Origin of the sequence: Deinococcus gobiensis I-0 (assembly GCF_000252445.1) — a bacterium.
Lineage (GTDB): Bacteria > Deinococcota > Deinococci > Deinococcales > Deinococcaceae > Deinococcus > Deinococcus gobiensis.
Genome location: NC_017790.1, coordinates 1,800,665 through 1,818,011 on the forward strand (window position 1 = coordinate 1,800,665; position 17,347 = coordinate 1,818,011).

The window sequence follows — 17,347 nt, forward strand, 5'->3', positions numbered from 1 at the left end:
GACGAGGCCCGGTCCGGCCACTGATGGCCGGGCCGGGCCTCCCGAGCGGCTCAGGTGCCGGGCTGCGCCTCCGGGTGGGAGGTGATGGGCGTCACGCTGGCGGTGCGCTCCAGCTTGCCCCAGCCCCGGCGCTGGCCCTGAAGTGCCCCGATCACCGCGCGGATGGCGACGTAGGACATGAGCTGACGGTAGATCAGGCGCTGGGGCAGCAGCAGCGGCAGCAGCCTCCAGTCCTCGCCGGGTTCGAGGGCGAAGGCGACCGCCGCCGCCAGGAAATCCACCACGATGAACAGCAGCGTGAACAGCAGTACCGGCCCCGCCGGGGTGAAGCCGCCGTCCGGGTGGTAGTGCCACTGGAGCAGCGCCCAGGCCAGCGAGGTCACGAAGGTGAGGTCCAGGACCGCGCCCAGCAGCGGCGAGAGCACCTGGAACAGCAGTACGTTGGGCAGCGTGAACAGGCCCAGGCCGCGCGCCGAGCTGCGCAGGGCGCCGCGCTGCTTCCAGGTGGCCTGGAGGGTGCCGAACATCCAGCGGTCGCGCTGCTTCAGGAAGGCGCGCACCGTCTCGGGGGCCTCGGTGCGGGCGACCGCGCCCAGTTCGTAGGTGACGCGGTGCCCGGCCCGCAGCGCGCGCATGGTGAGGTCGGCGTCCTCGGCCAGCGTGTCGTGCGTGAAACCGCCCAGCGCGAGCAGCGCCGTGCGCCGCCACGCCCCGATGGCCCCCGGCACCACGCTGATGGCGTTGAGCTGGCTCATGGCCCGGCGCTCCAGGTTCTGGGCGGTGATGTACTCCAGCGCCTGCCAGCGCGTGAGCAGGTTCACGCGGTTGCCCACCTTGGCGTTGCCGGCGACGGCCGCCACGCGCGGATCCACGAAGTGCCGCGCCAGCCGCCGCGCCGCCTCGGGGTTGATGTGGGTGTCGGCGTCGAGGACCACCACGACCTCGCTGTCCACCCGGTGCAGGGCGTGGTTCAGGGCGCCGGACTTGCCACTGTTGGCGATGCGCTCGACCGTCAATCGGGGATGGTTCGGGAACAGGGCGCGCACGACCCCGGCGGTGTCGTCGGACGAGCCGTCGTCCACGACGTACACCCGCAGGTCCGGGAGGTCCGAGGCGAGCAGCGAGGCGACCGCCCCTCCGATGACCCGCGCCTCGTTGTACGCGGGCACGATGACCGTGACGCTGGGCAGGGCCTGCTGCGCCGCCCCGGCGGGAGCGCGGCGGGTGCGGGCCTCGCGCAGCGCCAGCACGGTGATGAGCAGCAGCCGCGCCACGCTCAGGGTCACGCCGATCCTGAACAGCCAGCCCAGCACCGTGCCGAAGACCCCCAGCGCCGTGAAGTCCACACCCATGACCCGCGCCAGCCAGCGCTCGCCCGCCGACACCGGGGGGTTGGCCTGCGTGACCGGAATCCCCGCGAGCTGCGAGACGGTGGTGAAGTGGTACCCCTCGGCGCGCAGCCGATTGATGATGGTGGGCAGGGCCGCCACGGTCTGCTCGCGGTCGCCGCCCGCGTCGTGCAGCAGCACGACCTGGCCGTTGCCGTCACGCACCTGCGACAGCACCCCCTGGATGATGGCCGCCACGCCGGGGCGCTTCCAGTCGTTGGGGTCCACACCCATGCCCGAGATGTAGTAGCCCTGCGCGCTCGCCCGCGCCACGATGCCCGCCTGGTCCGGGGTCTCGGGTTCCACATCCTCCGCGAAGGGCGGCCGGAACAGCACGGTGCGCCGGCCCGTCTCGCCTTCCAGCAGGCGCTGGGTGGCACTCAGCTCCAGGTCGAACTGCCGGGGCGACACCAGCCCCAGGTCCGGGTGGGTATAGGTGTGGCTGCCGATCTCGTCGCCCTCGGCCACCATGCGCCGCAGCAACCCCGGATCGGCCTGGCCGCGCAGGCCCACCACGAAGAAGGTCGCGGGCACGTGCTCGCGCTTCAGGATGTCGAGGATGCGCGGGGTGTACAGCGGGTCGGGGCCGTCGTCGAAGGTCAGGGCCAGCGCCTTGGGATCGCTCTCGCCCCAGCGCTCGATGGTGTAGGGCGTGGCGAAGGTCGTGACGCGCTCGGCGTTCAGGAGGCCCGTATGCGGGTCGAGCGTGACCGTACGCTGGCCGCCCCTCGGCTGGCCGCTGACGCGCAGCAGCTCGCCCTGGCCCCGGTAGTCGATGTCATAGCCGGCCTGGAGCTGCGAGAGCGCCGTGACGGCCCCTGCGCCCGTGCGCCGCAGGGCCGGCCACACGCCGGGGTCCTCGCTGCCCAGACGCCACAGGGCCACGTTGCGGATGCCCAGGGCGCGCACCGCCTGCGCCTGGTCGTAGAGGCTCACGGCGTCGAGGTACCACACCGTGTGCGCGCGGCCGTCCTCGCCCTCGTAGCGGAAGGTCGGGTTCAAGGTGCGCGGGTCGAGCGCCGGGTGCGCCCCCGCGTCGCGGGCGAGCGACATCGCCTCCTGGAAGGTCAGTTCGGCGGCCTGCGCGCCCGGCGCCCAGTCGTAGCCGTAGCTGCCCAGCGCGACCGTCAGGTGCCCGGCCGGCACGGCGCGCAGCTGCGCGGCCACGCTGCGCGACAGCCAGCCCTGCGCGGCGATGGCGCCGGGCTCCGAGGTCTCCTCGTGCTCGTCGTAGGCCATCAGGACCACGCTGTCGGCCAGGCGGCCCAGGTCGGCGTAGCGGAAGGCCGGGTCGTCCAGCGGCGCGTCCAGGGTCAGTTTCTTGTGCGCCGCGTGCAGGCCGCTCGCCAGCTCGCCGATGAAGGTGACGTACGTGGCCTGCGCTCCGTCGGGGATGTTCTCGAAGTCCACGTTCAGGCCGGCGAAGTTGTTCTGCGCCACCCCGGCGAGCAGCCCGCGCACGAGCTTGGCCCGCTGCGCCGGGTCCTTCAAGACCGCGCCCAGGCGGCCCGAGGCCCAGGTCTGCGTCTGCGGGTCGTAGTTGTTGACCAGCGGCATGACCGGCAGCCCGGGCCGCTGCGCCGTGACGTAGGCGCGCATGGCGGCGTTCTTGCCGGGCGACTCGGCCAGCAGCGCGCCGCCCGTGCCCAGGTGCCACCATTCAGGCACCAGCACGTCCAGGGTTCCCAGGTTGCGCTTGAGCGACGACAAGCTGTTGTCGTCCCAAGCGACGAAAAATCCGGTGACGTTCAGGGGGGCGGCGCGCGAGGAGGTGCCGGCACCCACGCCCGCGTAGCCCTCGTCCGGCCCGGCCGTGCCCGTGCCCACGCGCTGCACGACCCCGGTCAGGGGCCGCAGCCCCGGCGCGCGGCCCGCCAGATGCAGGGCGGGCAGGGCAGCGGGATGCCACAGCGCGGTCAGCAGCGCCGCTCCAGCCAGCAGGGTGCCGGTACACAGCGCCGCCGCCAGACGGTTGAGGTGCCGCCGTCGCCGGCCGGCCGGATCGTAGAAGACAGGCACCGAGGGGGGAAGGTCGGACATGAACCCACGCTAAAGAGCGCGGTTAAGGGCTGCCGGGAATGCCGCCGCGCCCCCGGGTCAGGCGGGCAGCACGACCTCGGCGCGCGCGCCCCCGCCCCCGGCGGCCGAGAGGGTCAGGGTCCCGCCGTGCGCCTCGACGACCTCACGCACGACCGCCAGCCCCAGCCCGAAGCCCTCCACGTCGGCCTGCCCGCGCACGAACGCCTCGGTCAGGGTGCCGGACGGAAAGCCGGGGCCGTTGTCCTCGACGACCAGCCGGCCCGCGCCGCCGCGCAGGGGGGTGACCTGGACCTGCACCCGCCCGCCCTCCGGCGTGAACTTGATGGCGTTGCCGATCAGGTTTTCCAGGACGCTGCCCAGCAGGGCACTGTCGCCCCGCAGCGGCGTGGGCTGCCCGTCGAGCCACAGGTCGGTGCCCCGGCGCGAGGCCAGCGGTTGCAGCAGGTCCACCGCCTCGCCCGCGAGATCGAGCAGGTCCACCGGCGGCCAGGACTCCGGGCCAGGCACGTCGGGCAGGCGCTGGGCACGGGTCAGGGTCATGAGATTGCCGGTGAGCTGGCGCAGGCGCGCCGCCGTGCGCTCGGTGCGCCGCAGGGCCGCGAGCAGGTCCTCGGGGGGGCGCTCGCGGGCCAGGGTGTATTGCAGGTCGGCCAGCAGCGCCGTGACCGGCGTGCGCAGCTCGTGCGAGGCGCTTGCCAGGAACAGCGTCTCGCGCTCGCGCTCGGCCCGCAGGGCCCCCAGGCTGGTGTCCAGGGCGCGGGCCAGCGCGCCGACCTCGCCGCGCTCGGCGACGGCCGGCACCGGCTCGGGGGTGTCGAGCTGCCCGACGCGGCGCACCAGGGCCTCCAGGGGCCGCAGCGCCCGGCGCACCTCACGCGCCACGAGCGCTCCGGCCAGCAGGCTCAGGAGCAGCAGGGTCAGGGCCGCGACCAGCGCGTAGCGCCGCAGCAGCCCGCGCAGGGGTGTCAGGCTGCGGCCCACCTGCACCGTCACCTCGCCCGCGCGGCGCGAGGCGATCAGGTAGCCCGCGACCTCGCCGGTGCGCCGGCTCTCCTGATCGGTCAGGAACGTCGGGTCCAGCACGTCCGGTCCCAGCGCGCCGCCGCTCCAGCGCAGCGCCGAGCCCTGATAGACCCGCGCGACGGCGGTAATCCCCTCGGTTTCCAGCAGCTCGGTCGCGCCCTGCGGGGGACCGGGGGCCTGGCGCGCGACGGTGAGCAGCGCGTCGGCCTGGGCACTGACCTGCCGGGCGATGGCGGCGAGTTCCACCCGCCACAGCACCGCGCCGGCCACCCCGGCGAAGGCCAGCATGGTCAGCAGCAGCACGCTGAAAGTCAGCAGGGTCAGGCGGGTGCGCAGCGTCAAGGGCGGTTCCCGGCTTCCTATTCGCCTTCGGGAAAGCTGTAGCCCACGCCGCGCAGGGTGCGCACCACGTCGTCGCCGAGCTTGCGCCGCAGGTTGCGCACGTAAGTGTCCACGACGTTCGACTCGGCGTCGAAACGGCCGTCCCACACGCGGTCGATGAGTTCCTCGCGGGTATAGACCCGGCCCGGATGCGAGGCCAGGACTTCGATCAGCGAGAATTCCTTGGCGGTCAGGGCGACGCGCTCGCCCGCCTTGTACACGGCGCGGGCGGTCCAGTCGAGGCGCAGGTCGTGCCAGTGGCGCTCGACCTGCACCTCCGAACGGCCCCGGCGCACGAGTGCCCGCAGCCGCGCCTGCACCTCGCCGAGGTGGAAGGGCTTGACGAGGTAGTCGTCGCCGCCCGCGTCCAGCCCGGCGATACGGTCCTCGACGGCGTCACGGGCGGTGAGGTACAGCACCGGCGCGCCCACGCCGCGCCCCCGCAGGTCGCGCACGAGGTCGAAGCCCGCCTGCGGCCCTTCGGGCAGCCCCACGTCCACCATCAGGGCGTCGAAGGGAAAATCGGAGGCGAGGTCACGGGCCTCGGCGGCGGTGGCGGCCTCGTCCACCGCGTAGCCGGCTTCACGCAGGCTGGCGACCAGCGGGCGGCGGATGGCCGATTCGTCCTCCACGACAAGAAAACGCATGGCCACAGCTTAGCGGCCACGCATCAGGGAAAGATGGAAGGAGCCTCCCCGCAGGCTTCAGAGTCCGGGAATGGGCGCGGCCACGTCCCGGATGGGCTGCCCCGCCGCAGCGGCGGCCGAGCCGATGGAGGTGGTGGCGCTGTCGAGGCCCTGGAGGTCGGCGGCGTTGAGCTGCCCGCCCTTGAGACTGGCCCCGACCCGGCCCATCGAATCCTTGAGGTTCACGAGCTGCGCGTCGAGCTTCTGGAGCAGCGGATCGGAACTGCCGTGCGCCACCTTCTCGGCCACGTTGACCTCGTGCGCGGCGAACAGCAGCGCCAACCCGCCCTTGACCAGCCGCCCGGTGCGCCCGGCACTGCCCGAGGCGAACTGCCCGGCGCGGTAGGGCGAGAGCACCCAGTGATGGAAGGCGAAGTACGCGACGCCCAGGTGAGCGGCGAAGCGCGTCTTGTCGAGCAGGGCGTGCGAGGTGCTCAGTGGCCCGGCGACGAGACCGAGCGTGGCGAGGACGAGGGCCGGACGGGCGAGACGGCGCGCGGAGGTCATGGCGTCAAGGTGCGCCGGGCGGCTCAACAGGACATGAAAGCCGGGCGGGGGGCACACCCGCCGCCCCCCGCCCGGCCCGCCTCCTCGCCTCAGCCCTTCGCGGTTTCGCGGTCGTAGGCGGCGAAGGTCTGGCCCTCGTCGGCCAGGCGCCTGAGCAGCGGCGCGGGCGTCTGGCCGTACTTCTCCAGGTCGGCGGCGACGTTGCCCAGGCCCTGCTCGCTGGCATAGCCCATCGGGCCGCCCCGGTAGGCCGGAAAGCCGTAGCCGTACAGGTAGATCACGTCGATGTCGCCCGCACGCTGCGCGATGCCCTCTTCCAGAATCTGCGCGCCCTCGTTCACCAGCGAGTAGGCCAGGCGCTTGGTGATCTCGTCCTGCCCGATCTCGCGCGGCGTCAGGCCCTTCTCGGCGCGGTAGTCGGCGATGAGCTGGCCCATCTCGGCGTTCGGGCGCGGCCTGCGGTCGTCGCCGTAGTCGTAGATGCCCCCGCCCGTCTTCTGGCCCTTGCGGCCCGTCTCGACGATGCGGTCGAGCCAGCCGTCGGGCTTGGGCTCGCCGCGCTCCTTGGCCTGGTGCTGGCGGATGGCGTAGCCGATGTCCAGGCCGGCCATGTCGCTCATCTCAAAGGGTCCCATCGGCAGGCCCAGGGCGTGCATGGCGGCGTCCACAGCCTGCGGATCGGCACCCTCCTCGACGAGCTTGCGGGCCTCGTCGCCGTAGCGGTGCACCATGCGGTTGCCGACAAAGCCGTCGCACACGCCGACCACCACGCCCACCTTGCCGATCTTGCGCGCGACGGCGAGGCTGGTCGCCAGCACCGTGTCGCTCGTCTTGTCGGCGCGCACGATCTCCAGCAGCTTCATCACGTTGGCCGGGCTGAAGAAGTGCAGGCCGATGACCTGCTCGGGCCGCGCGGTGACGGCGGCGATCTCGTTGACGTTCAGGGTCGAGGTGTTGCTCGCCAGAATCGCGCCGGGCTTGGCGACGGCGTCCAGGCGCGTGAAGATGTCCTTCTTCACGTCCATGTTCTCGAAGACGGCCTCGATGATCAGGTCGGCGTCCGCGAGGGCCCCCATGTCGAGGGTGGGGGTCAGCAGGCCCATGCGCTTCTCGACCTCGTCCCCGGTCAGGCGGCCCTTCTTGGCGCTGTTCTCGTAGTTGCGCCGGATGGTCGCCAGGCCCCGGTCCAGGGCGTCCTGCGCCGTTTCCACGATGGTCACGGGCAGGCCCACGTTCAGGAAGTTCATGGCGATGCCGCCGCCCATCGTCCCCGCGCCGATGATGCCCACCCGGCGCACGTCCCCGACCGGCGTGTCCTTGCCCAGCCCGCGCACCTTGCCCGCCTCGCGCTCAGCGAAGAAGACGTGACGCAGCGCGCGCGACTGCGGGCTGTCCTTGGCCTGCATGAACAGCTGCGCCTCGGCGTCCCAGCCCTCGGCGAAGGGTTTGGTGGCGGCCATCTCGGCGAGGTCCACGATCAGGCCCGGCGAGTACTGGCCCTTGTGGGTCTTGCCCAGGCCCGCGCGGGCCGCCGCGAACAGCTCGGGCGAGGCGCCTTCTACCCCGCGCCCGCTGATGCGGGGCAGGGGGCGGGCGTCGGCATGGGCACGGGCGAACTCGACGGCCGACGCGCGCAGGTCGCCGTCCACCACTTCGTCCACCAGACCCAGGGTACGGGCCTCGGTCGCCTTAACCGAGCTGCCCGAGAGCATCATCTCCAGGGCCTTCTGGGCACCGACCACGCGGGGCAGACGCTGCGTGCCCCCTGCGCCGGGCAGCACCCCGAGCTTGACCTCGGGCAGGCCCAGGCGGGCGTCGGCAGTCGCCACGCGGTAGGTGCAGGCCAGGGCCACCTCCAGGCCGCCGCCCAGCGCCGTGCCGTGGATGGCCGCGACCGTGGGCTTGGAAAAGGCGTCCAGGCGCGTGATGAACCCGCGCAGGTCCGGGGCCTGCTCGCGCGGCAGGTCGAAGGTCTTGATGTCGGCCCCGGCGATGAAGGTGCGGCCCCCGCCGATGATGACCACCGCGCGCACGTCCCCGTCGGCCTCGGCGGCGTCCAGGCCCGCGTGCAGCCCCTCGGGCACGCCCGGCGAGAAGGCGTTGACGGGAGGATTGTTGATGGTCAGGACCAGAATGTCGCCCTCGCGGGCCTGTTCGACGATGCTCATGCGCGCCTCCTTGGCGGTGATGCTCGGGAAGTTGTTGATGCGCCCATGCTTCCACGCGCGGGCGGCCCCGGTCAAATCCGCTGACGTTCAGAGTGTCCGTTCACGTTCACTTTGGGCAGGGTGCGGGCGTATGCTGCGGGTCATGAGCGAAACGATGAGGGCCATGGTGGTGGAGCGGCTGGGACCGCCCGACGTGATGGAACTGCGCGAGGTGCCGCGCCCCGAGCCCGGCCCCGGCGAGGTCCGGCTGAAGGTCGAGGCGGTCGGCATCAACTTCGCCGACGTGCTGGCGGTCGCGGGCGAGTACCTCACGCGCACCCGCGTGCCCTACACGCCGGGCATGGAATTTGCCGGTGTGGTGGACGCCGTGGGCGAGGGCGTGCAGGGCGTGGAGGTCGGCACGCGCGTCGCCAGCCTGGGCGGGCGCGGCGGCCTGGCCGAGTACGCCCTCTCGCCCGCCGCCGCCCTGATCCCGGTACCTCAGGGCCTGTCGGGCGCGCAGGCGGCGGCCTTTCCGGTGTCGTACTTCACGGCCTACCATGGCCTGAAGACCCTCGGGCGCGGCGAGGCCGGCGAGTGGGTGCTGGTGCAGGCGGCGGCGGGCGCGCTGGGCACCGCGAGCATCCAGCTCGCCAAGGCGATGGGCCTGCACGTCGTCGCGATGGCCTCGACCGAAGAGAAACTCGGGCTCGCCCGCGACCTCGGCGCCGACGTGACCCTGCTCCAGGACGACCCCGACCGCGTGAAGAAGGTCCGCGAGGCGGCGGGCGGCAAGGGCGTGCCCCTGATTCTGGAAGTCGTGGGCGGCGCGCGCTTTCAGGAAAGCCTGGAGATGGCGGCCAACCTGGGGCGCATCATCGTGATCGGCAATGCCAGCCGCGAGCCGGCCAACCTCCGCCCGGTCGAGCTGATGAAACGCAACGTCACCGTGACGGGCCTGTGGCTCAGCAGCCTGATGCCCGACGCCGAGCTGACCCGGCAGGCCGCGCAGGCGCTGACGCCGCTGGTCGCCAGCGGGCAGGTCACGCCGCAGATCGGGCCGACCTACGGACTGGCCGAGAGTGCGCGGGCGTTCCAGGACATCCTGGACCGCAAGACGACGGGGAAGGTGATCATCGAGCCGGGGCGGTGAGGGGCTGACCTTTGGGCTGGAAGGTGGGCCAGTTCGGTTTCCCTCCCTCTAGCCCCCCTCCCGCTGGGAGGGGGGAGCTTTTCGCTGCGCTCGGCAAGAGTTGTTCCGGACGGTGGCGGGGTCGCTCTGGCTTGCGGCGTGACGGCTCAGGTCGGGGCCAGCCGCAGCCCGTCTGGAATAGCCCGCGCGCTGCGCGCACGACGGCCTTCGGGGGCATCGGGCAGCGGCGTTTCCGGCTCTCTTCCCTGTACATGTAGGAGCTCAGGCCTTCGCCCCTTCCCTCACATCCCGAACAAGCGCACCAGCGGCCGCCACCACGGAATCGCCGCCAAGACGGTCAGCAGGGCCAGGCCCGACCACAGGGCAGCGGCGCGGAAGCGGGCGGGGTCGGTGGCGGCGCGGCGGCTCAGGATGCTGGCGAGGGTGGCGAAGACGGCGGCCAGCACCCCCAGGCCCAGGTGCTCCCACTGGAAACCGGGGCGCGGAGCCCCGGCGAAGACGGGTGCGCCCTGCATGCCCAGGAAGGCGTACAGCAGCAGCCCCAGCACGACCTGAAGGTGCAGCGTGCCCATGAAGGCCGCGACCGGGCGGCGGTCCTGCGGCGTCCAGGGCCGCGCGCCCCCCAGGCCGGGCAGCGTGCGGGCCAGCGCCCAGACGCCAGTCAGCAGCACCAGCCAGCGGTTGAGGTTGTGCAGGGTCAGCAGAACGACGTACAAGGTAGCCACACGCCCAGCTTAACACGCCGCCTGACCGACCGTTAGGTCAGGTCAAAGTACATCGTCGGCGCTGCCGCGTTTGCGCATGTTGTTCTGGGTCTTGCGCCAGCGCATCGCCTTGACGATGGCAGGGGCGGCCGGGTTGAGGTTCAGGTCGTAGGCCGGGTACCACACGCGCTGCTCGCTGAATTTCAGCTTCATCTTGAAGACGCCGTAGCTGTGCTTGCTCTCGTCGAGGACGCGCGGAATGCCCCAGAAGTCGAACAGCTCGTAGCCCTGCCGCTTGGCGTCGAGCATGGCATTCCAGTAGAAGGCGTCGGGGGCCTTGCTGTCCTTGAGGGGCTGGCCGTCGTCGCCCACGCGGTCGTCGCGCACGCTGCCGCCGAAGAGGTAGTAGGTGCCCTTGCCCATGGTGACGAAAAAGCCGCCCGCCAGCGCCTTGCCCCGGTAGCGCGACAGCACGATGTACGCCTCGCCGCCGTGCGCGTTGCCCTCGCGCAGCATGGTCTCGTAGTAGGCGCGCGGAAAGGCCCCCAGCTTGGCCCGCTCGTTGGTCGCCGTGAAAATTTCCCAGAAGGCGTCGAAATCGTCGTCTCGGCCCGCCACCACGCCCAGTTTCTCGGCCGCGCGCACGTTGCGCCGCGCCATGCTGCTCAGGCCCGCGAGCAGCTCGGCCTCGGTCGGGCGCAGGTCGGCGACGATGGTGTGTTCGGGCTGCTCGGTCTCGGCGCGCGTGAAGGGGCCGAGAACCGGGGGCACGTGGGCTTCCGAGTCGCCGTCTGCGGCGAGGTACGGATACGGCGGCTCGATCTTCAGGAGGGCGTCGGTCGGCCGGGCCACCTTCCGCACCGCTCCCACGAGGTCGGGCAGCAGGTCGAGCGATTCGAGCGCCGGGCCGCGCGGGGCATACAGCGTCGAGAAGCCGGGCACGAGCCGCTTGCGGATGAGTTGCAGCGCGCCGACCGTCCGGCCGTCCCCCTTGATCAGGTAGCGCGCGGGCGTCTGGCCCAGGACCCGCCGCGCCTCGCCGTAGCCCCAGCCCTGAAGGGCGCTGGTGATGGGGAGCTGGCTCACGGCGTCGTCATACACGCGGGGATCGGTCGTTTCCTCAAGGGTCAGGCGCACGCGGCGGATTCTAGAGCATTTGTCACAAAAGCGCGGTTTCCATGGCCCCGCCCACCCGGAAGAATTCTGCGGACACGACGGCGAATGCACCGGTCACCGGCGCGGTTTCCCCGGCCTGCACCGGGCCAGAACGGCCCCGTCTCTGAAGGGGCGCTCTGGCCCGCGCGGCAGAGGCGGGGCCGCGCCCTCATGCGCGGGGCGCTACAGTGGGGGGCAGCATGAACAAACTTGCCCTGACCCTGACGCTGCTGCTCGGCGGCGCGGCCCTCGCCCAGACCGCCCCTCCCGCACCGGCGGCTCCGGCCACCCCGGCCCAGACCGCGCCTGCGCCTGCCGCTCCCGCCGCGACCCCGGCCACCGGCACGCAGGACCCTGCGGCCGTCGTGGCGCGCATCGGCAACGAGACGGTCACGCTGGCCGACTTCGACCGCGACTTCCGGCAGGCGGTCGCGCGGGTGGTCAACGGTCAGGGCGCGCCCTTCGAGGAGTCGCTGCTCGAAGAATTCGCCCCGGCCCGCGCCGACTACCTCAAGCAGTACGTGCGCGAGCGCGCGACCTACCAGCTCGCCCGCGTCGCCAACAAGCCCGACGCGGCGGCCCTCGACGCGCAGGTGGCGCAGGCCCGCGCCGGGTTCCCGACCGACGCCGCCTTCGCCGAGGCGCTGGGCCAGCGCGGCTACGCCAGCGAGGCCGACTTCCGCGCGGCCCTGGAACGCCAGACCGTGGTGCGGGCCTACCTCGATACCCTGCAAAAGCGCTTCACCTTCGGCGACAGCGTGGTGAGCGGCTTCTACAACCTCAACCGCGCGTCCTTCGACCGCCCCGGCGAGGCCTGCGTCAAGCACATCCTGGTGGCCACCAAGGCCGAGGCCGACGCGGTGACGGCGCAGCTCGCGGCGGGCGGCGACTTCGCCAAGATCGCCCAGGAAAAGAGCCAGGACCCCGGCAGCGCTGCTGCGGGCGGTGACCTGGGCTGCATCAACTCCGGCGACACCGTGGCGGCCTTCGACCAGGCGAGCTTCAATGGCCCGCTGAACGTGCCCCAGACCGTGCAGACCGAGTTCGGCTGGCACGTCCTGATCGTGACCAAGCGCACCCCGGCGGGCCTTCTGCCGCTGGCCGAGGCCGCACCCCTGATCCGTCAGCAGCTCGCGGGCGACGCTGCCCAGAAGTACCTCGACGCCCAGATCGCCCGCCTCGCCCCCCAGAGCTTCCCGGCGGTGGTGACGGTCGCGGCTCCGGCGGCGGCGCCTGCCCCGGCTCCCACGACCGCCCCCTCGCAGCCCTGAAGGCCTGAACGGCTGAAGGCGGGTGCCCACGCGGCCCCGCCTTCTGTTTTGCTGCGTCGGGGCCGCCCGCCTACAGCAGCTGCGTTACCTCGCGCCCAGGGCGAAAGCGGCCGCGTCCCGCGCCGGCAGGCTGAGATGCAGGTAGCCGCCGCTGACGCTCAGGCCCGCATTCTGCCCGGCAAAGAGGCTGCGGGTCAGGGCCTGTGGGGCCGCGCCCAGTTCCAGCACCGAGAGCGGAATCGAGAAGGTGCGCCGCGCGCGCCCGCCATGCCACGCCGCCAGCACGGTCTGGCCGCCTTCCTGGCGGGTGAACAGCAGGAGGTCGTCCTGCACGCCGGAGGGCACCTTCAGCAGCCGCTGCTCGCCCCGGCTCAGGGCCGCGCTCGCCTTGCGGGCGGCGATGGCCCCCTGGGCGACGGCGAAGGTCTGCGCCTCGGCGGGCGTCCACTGCCCCTCGAAACGCATGTCGCGGCGGTTGTCGGGGTCGGGGCCGCCGCGCTGGGCGATCTCGGTGCCCTGCCACAGCACCGGCACGCCGCGCAGGGTCATCAGGGCGCGCAGGCCGTAGCGGGTGCGCAGCTGGCCGTCGTCCTCGAACAGCGTGCCGTTGGCGAAGCGCGGCACGTCGTGGTTGTCGAGGAACAGCGCGACCTCGCCGGGGCGCGGCAGCTCGCCCTGGCGCGCGAGGACGTTCGCCACGCCGCTCAGGCTCTGGCCGCCCATCACGCTCTGGCGCATGGCGGCTTGCAGGCTGAACAGGAAGAGGCTGTCGAAGCCGGCCTTCTGCCAGTCGGCCACCGTGCCGGTATCGGCGTCGTACCACTCGCCCAGCGTCCAGGTGCCGGCGGCGCGGTCACGGGCCAGCAGCTCCTTCAGGAACGGTCCCTCGACGTGTTTGATGGCGTCGTAGCGGAAGGCCGACACCCCCTGCGCGCGCCAGAAGTCGGCGTTGCCCAGCAGCAGCTCGCGCACCGCCGGCACGCTCTGGCGCAGGTCGGGCAGGCCGGCGAGGGGGCAGTCCACGTCCTTGTTCTGCGCCGCGGCACACTGCGCCGGACCGTTGAACCAGCCGGGGTGCTCCTCGACCGCCGGGGCCGTGTACCCGTAGTGGTTGATGACCTGATCGAGCACGACCGGCAGGCCCGCCGCCTTCGCCGCCGCCATCAGGCCGCCGAAGGTCGCCAGCGTCCCGAAATGCGGGTCCACATCGCGGAAATCGGCCGGCCAGTAGCCGTGGTAGGGCGAAGTATCGAAGGAATTGCCCGGCTGCTGGCGGTAGACCGGGGTGAGCCACAGCGCCGTCGCCCCGAGCTTCTGGACATACGGGAGTTTCTGTGTCAGGCCCGCGAGGTCGCCGCCGTGCCACGCCCGGGGATCGGCGCGGTCCACGCCCACATTGTTCGCCGGGTCGCCGTCGAAGAAGCGGTCGGGCATGACCTGATAGACGATCTGGCCTTCGAAGCTGGACAGGGCAGGCACCGTCGCGGGGGCGTTCTGGGCCGACGACATGCCCAGCAACAGGGCGGGCAGGAGAAAGGGTCGCATCCGGCCCATGCTACGGCCCCGGGCAGGCCGCCTCGGCGAATCAGGCCCCCACGCCCTCGCCCTCCTGGCGGATGCTCAGGACGCGGCTCGCGCCGGTCTGGTCGGTGGTCACGCCCCACAGCGCCTGGGCGACCTCCATGGTGGCCTTTTGGTGGGTGACGATCAGGAACTGGGTGCCGCGCGCGGCGAAGCGCTCCAGAAAAGCGGTGAAGCGGCGGATGTTCGCCTCGTCGAGCGGCGCGTCCACCTCGTCGAGGACCGCCAGCGGCAGCCCGCCCATCCCCTCCTCGCCCCCGGCGTGGTTCAGGGCGAACAGGAACCCCAGCCCGGCCATCGTGCGCTCGCCCGCGCTGAGGAGCGTCATGGAGCGGGTGCGTTTGCCGCGCGGCTGCACGGCGAGGCGCAGGCCGGTGAGGCGGCCGTGCTCGCCGGTCTCGGCCTCCAGCTCGCCCACGCCGCCCAGCAGTTCGGCGCTGTACTCGCGGAAGGCCTCGTTCACCCGCCCGAAAGCGAGCCGGGTCGCGGCGCCCTCGGCGTCCTCCAGTTCGCCCAGGTGCCCGCGCAGCTCTTCGGCGGCGGCCTCGGCGTCGGCCAGCTCGGCCCGCTGGATGTCCAGCGCCGCACCCTCGGCGGCGTGGTCGGCCTCGGCGCGGGCATTGACCGGCCCCAGGGCGTCCAGCGCAGCGCGCACGCGGCCCAGTTCGGCCGACCACTCGCGCGCGCTGCCGGGGGGCAGACAGCCGTCGGGCAACTCTTCCAGACTGCCCTCGCGCCGGGCAATGAGCAGCCGCAGCTCATCCAGGCGGGCGCGCACGCGGTTCTGCTCGCCGATGAGGTTGCTATAGGCCAGGGCAGCGGCCTCGCGCTCAGCCTCGGCGCGGGGGTATTCGCCCTCGTCGAGGCTGCCCAGCGCGCCTTCCCGGCGAGCGACCTCGGCGGCGGCGGCCTCCAGATGGGCCTGCTGGGTCGCCGCCGCCTGTGCCCCGGCACTCAGGCGCTCCCGCAGGGCGGCGGCGCGCGCTCCGGCCGCGTGGTAGGCGGTCCAGGCGGCGGCCAGCTCGCGCGCCAGCCCCCAGCTCTCGGCCGCATCCCGCTCGGCGGCGCGGGCGGCCTCGGCACTCTGGCGGGTGGCGAGCAGCTCGGCCTCCAGGGCAGCGAGGTCCGGTGTTCCGGCAGCCACGGCGGGCACGGGCACGGCCTCGGCCAGTCGGGTCTGAAGGCTGGCGCGATGCGCTTCGAGGCTGCGGGCCTGCGCGCCCAGCTCGGTCACGCGGCGCTCGGCTTCACGCTCGCGGCGCCGGGCCTCGTCGAGGTCGGCCTTCGGCGCCCCAGCCTCGGTCCCCCCTGCCGCGCCGCGCACCCGCGCCAGCTCGGCCTCCAGACGGACCTGAAGGGCGGCAGCCTCCTCCAGCTCGGCGTCGAGTTCCTGGAATCTGCGCTGGTCGGCCAGGACCGCGCCGCCGCTGTCGCGCAGCCGCCCGCCCGTGATCGCGCCGCCCGGCTCGACGAGTTCGCCGTCCAGCGTGACCAGCCGGGGCCGGCTGGCGTGCGTGCGCGCGATGCGGTTGGCGGCCCGCAGGTCGCGCACGAGCAGCGTGTCGGCCAGAATCGCCTCGCCTACCAGCGGCGGGTCGGTCGGGCACAGGTCGGCGAGGTTGCCCACCACACCGTCCTCACGCAGCAGGGCCGCGTCGCGCCGGGGCCGGGGCCGCAGCAGGTCCAGCGGCAGGAAGGTCGCCCGGCCCCCCACCCGCTTGAGTTCCTCGATGATCTCGCGGGCGTCGTCGCCGCGCGCCACCACGACCTGCTCCAGACGGCGGCCCAGCGCCGCGCCCACCGCCGTCTCGTACTCGGCGGGCACGGTGAGCAGGTCGGCCACCGAACCGACGATGCCGGGGTGCTCCAGGCGCAGGGCGTTGCGCGCCCCCTCGCCGTAGCGGGCGTAGCTGTTCAGCGCGCTTTCCAGCCGCTCGCGCTCGCGCCGCAGCGGGGCGAGGCTGGCCGACACGCGGGTCAGCTCGCCCGCGAGATGGCGCTCGTGGGCCTGCGCGGCGGCGCTCGTCTCGGCCTGGGTCTGGGCCGCGTGTTCGGCGGCCTGCCGGGCCTGCTCGGCCGCCGCCAGTTCGGCTCGGGCGGGCAGCAGCGCGGCCTGCACGGTCTCCAGGTTGGCCGCCGCACGCTCCAGCTCGGCACTCAGGGTGTCCCGGCTCGCGGCGTGGCGGGTGCCCGCCTCGGCGGCGCGGGCCGCCTCCTGACGGGCGCGGGTCAGGGCGGCGTCGAGGCGGCGCGCCGTGGCTTCGGCGATCTCGGCTCCGGCGCGCGCCTGCGCGGCGGCGGCGGCCTGGGCGGCGAGGTCCGGGGCGGGCGCGGCGGGCGGCGTGTCTGGCAGGGCGGCGAGTTCCCCCTCCAGCATGCGGGTCTCGGCGGCGAGGTGCTCGCGGTAGCGCGCCGCCTGGGCATGGGCCTCGCGCGCGGCGCGCAGGGTGTCCAGCGCCCCGGCGTGGGCCTCCTGGCGGGCGCGGGCGGCCTGCGCGGCTTCACGGGCGGCCTCCACACGGGCGGCGCCCTCCCCCACCCCGGCGGCCAGCTCGGCGCTGCGGACTTCGGCGGCGCGGGCCTCGCGGGCGGCCGTGTCCAGTTCGCGGCGCAGCGCCGCCTGCCGCTCCCGGCGCAGGGCGTCGTCCAGCGTCAGGGCGCGGGCCTCCAGGGCGCGGTGCTGCCGGGCCTGCGCGGCGGCCTGGGCCAGCCGGGCCACGCCGGCTTCGCGCTCACCCAGCAGCAGGCGCAACCGGTCCAGGTGCCCCCCCGCCTCCAGCAGCCGCGCGGCGGCCTCCTGCCGGGCACTGACGGCGCGTGACAGTCCCGCCGCCTCCTGAAGGTAGCCCAGCAGGGTGCGGCCCTCGGCCTGCACCACGCCGCTCACCTCACCCTGCCCGATGACCGCCAGCCCGCCCGGCCCCAGACCGGTACCGCGCAGGGCCGCCTGCACGTCCCGGGCACGTGCGGGGCGGCCCGCGAGGTCCTGCTCGGCCGTGCCGTCGCGGTAGACCCGGCGGGTGAGGTTCAGGCGGCCCTGCGCGGTCTGGAGTTCGAGCGACACCTCGGCCAGCCCCAGCGGCGCCTTGCCCCCACTGCCGTGAAAGATGAGTTCGGTGCCGCGCCCGGCGCGCAGCTCACGGGCGCGGGCGCCGTGGGTGGCCCAGCGGATCGCCTCGACGACGTTGCTCTTGCCGCTGCCGTTGGGCCCGATGACGGCGCATACCCCGCCCGAGAATTCCAGGCGGGTGCGTTCGGCGAAGGACTTGAAGCCCTGAAGGGTAATGGTCTGGATCACGCGGGAAAATCCG

Annotated in this window: 11 protein-coding genes; 2 read left to right on the forward strand and 9 right to left on the reverse strand. The window is 73.3% G+C overall.

Going from position 1 to position 17,347, the window contains the following annotated elements; genetic code table 11:
• Positions 1-50 precede the first annotated feature (50 nt).
• The 5 genes from DGO_RS08485 to DGO_RS08505 all read right to left on the reverse strand — a co-directional run bounded on the left by DGO_RS08485 (position 51) and on the right by DGO_RS08505 (position 8,193).
• Entirely contained in the window at positions 51-3,428 is a 3,378-nt protein-coding gene (locus DGO_RS08485) for a trifunctional glycoside hydrolase family 18/polysaccharide deacetylase/glycosyltransferase family 2 protein (RefSeq protein WP_050920739.1), read from the reverse strand.
• A gap of 57 nt (positions 3,429-3,485) precedes the next feature.
• On the reverse strand, positions 3,486-4,793 hold the full coding sequence (locus DGO_RS08490) for a sensor histidine kinase (RefSeq protein WP_145975281.1): 1,308 nt from the start codon (positions 4,791-4,793) through the stop codon (positions 3,486-3,488).
• A gap of 17 nt (positions 4,794-4,810) precedes the next feature.
• Positions 4,811-5,479: a response regulator transcription factor gene (locus tag DGO_RS08495; RefSeq protein WP_014685085.1), complete on the reverse strand. Its 669-nt coding sequence runs from the start codon at positions 5,477-5,479 to the stop codon at positions 4,811-4,813.
• Positions 5,480-5,536: 57 nt separating this feature from the next.
• Positions 5,537-6,025 (reverse strand): hypothetical protein, encoded by a 489-nt coding sequence (locus tag DGO_RS08500; protein WP_014685086.1) that lies wholly within the window; start codon positions 6,023-6,025, stop codon positions 5,537-5,539.
• An 89-nt stretch (positions 6,026-6,114) separates the two neighbouring features.
• Positions 6,115-8,193: a 3-hydroxyacyl-CoA dehydrogenase NAD-binding domain-containing protein gene (locus DGO_RS08505; protein ID WP_014685087.1), complete on the reverse strand. Its 2,079-nt coding sequence runs from the start codon at positions 8,191-8,193 to the stop codon at positions 6,115-6,117.
• 142 nt (positions 8,194-8,335) lie between these two features.
• Here DGO_RS08505 and DGO_RS08510 point away from each other — a divergent pair, with 142 nt between their 5' ends.
• A complete protein-coding gene (locus DGO_RS08510) occupies positions 8,336-9,325 on the forward strand; it encodes an NADPH:quinone oxidoreductase family protein (protein WP_043803562.1) in 990 nt (329 codons plus the stop codon).
• Positions 9,326-9,606: 281 nt separating this feature from the next.
• Here the strand turns inward: DGO_RS08510 and DGO_RS08515 are convergent, their stop codons facing one another.
• Positions 9,607-10,050, reverse strand: coding sequence for a hypothetical protein (locus DGO_RS08515; protein ID WP_043801712.1), 444 nt, complete (start codon positions 10,048-10,050; stop codon positions 9,607-9,609).
• 42 nt (positions 10,051-10,092) lie between these two features.
• Complete coding sequence (locus tag DGO_RS08520; protein ID WP_014685090.1) at positions 10,093-11,166, reverse strand: lipid II:glycine glycyltransferase FemX; 1,074 nt, start codon at positions 11,164-11,166, stop codon at positions 10,093-10,095.
• Between the two features lie 218 nt (positions 11,167-11,384).
• Between DGO_RS08520 and DGO_RS08525 the strand changes: the two genes are divergently transcribed.
• Entirely contained in the window at positions 11,385-12,455 is a 1,071-nt protein-coding gene (locus DGO_RS08525; RefSeq protein ID WP_043801716.1) for a peptidylprolyl isomerase, read from the forward strand.
• Between the two features lie 84 nt (positions 12,456-12,539).
• Here DGO_RS08525 and DGO_RS08530 read toward each other — a convergent pair whose 3' ends face one another.
• Both DGO_RS08530 and DGO_RS08535 read right to left on the reverse strand, forming a co-directional pair.
• The gene (locus DGO_RS08530) at positions 12,540-14,000 is read right to left on the reverse strand and encodes an alpha-amylase family glycosyl hydrolase (RefSeq protein WP_014685092.1); all 1,461 of its coding nucleotides are present in this window, start codon (positions 13,998-14,000) and stop codon (positions 12,540-12,542) included.
• 40 nt (positions 14,001-14,040) lie between these two features.
• Positions 14,041-17,334, reverse strand: coding sequence for an AAA family ATPase (locus tag DGO_RS08535; protein WP_014685093.1), 3,294 nt, complete (start codon positions 17,332-17,334; stop codon positions 14,041-14,043).
• Positions 17,335-17,347 lie beyond the last annotated feature (13 nt).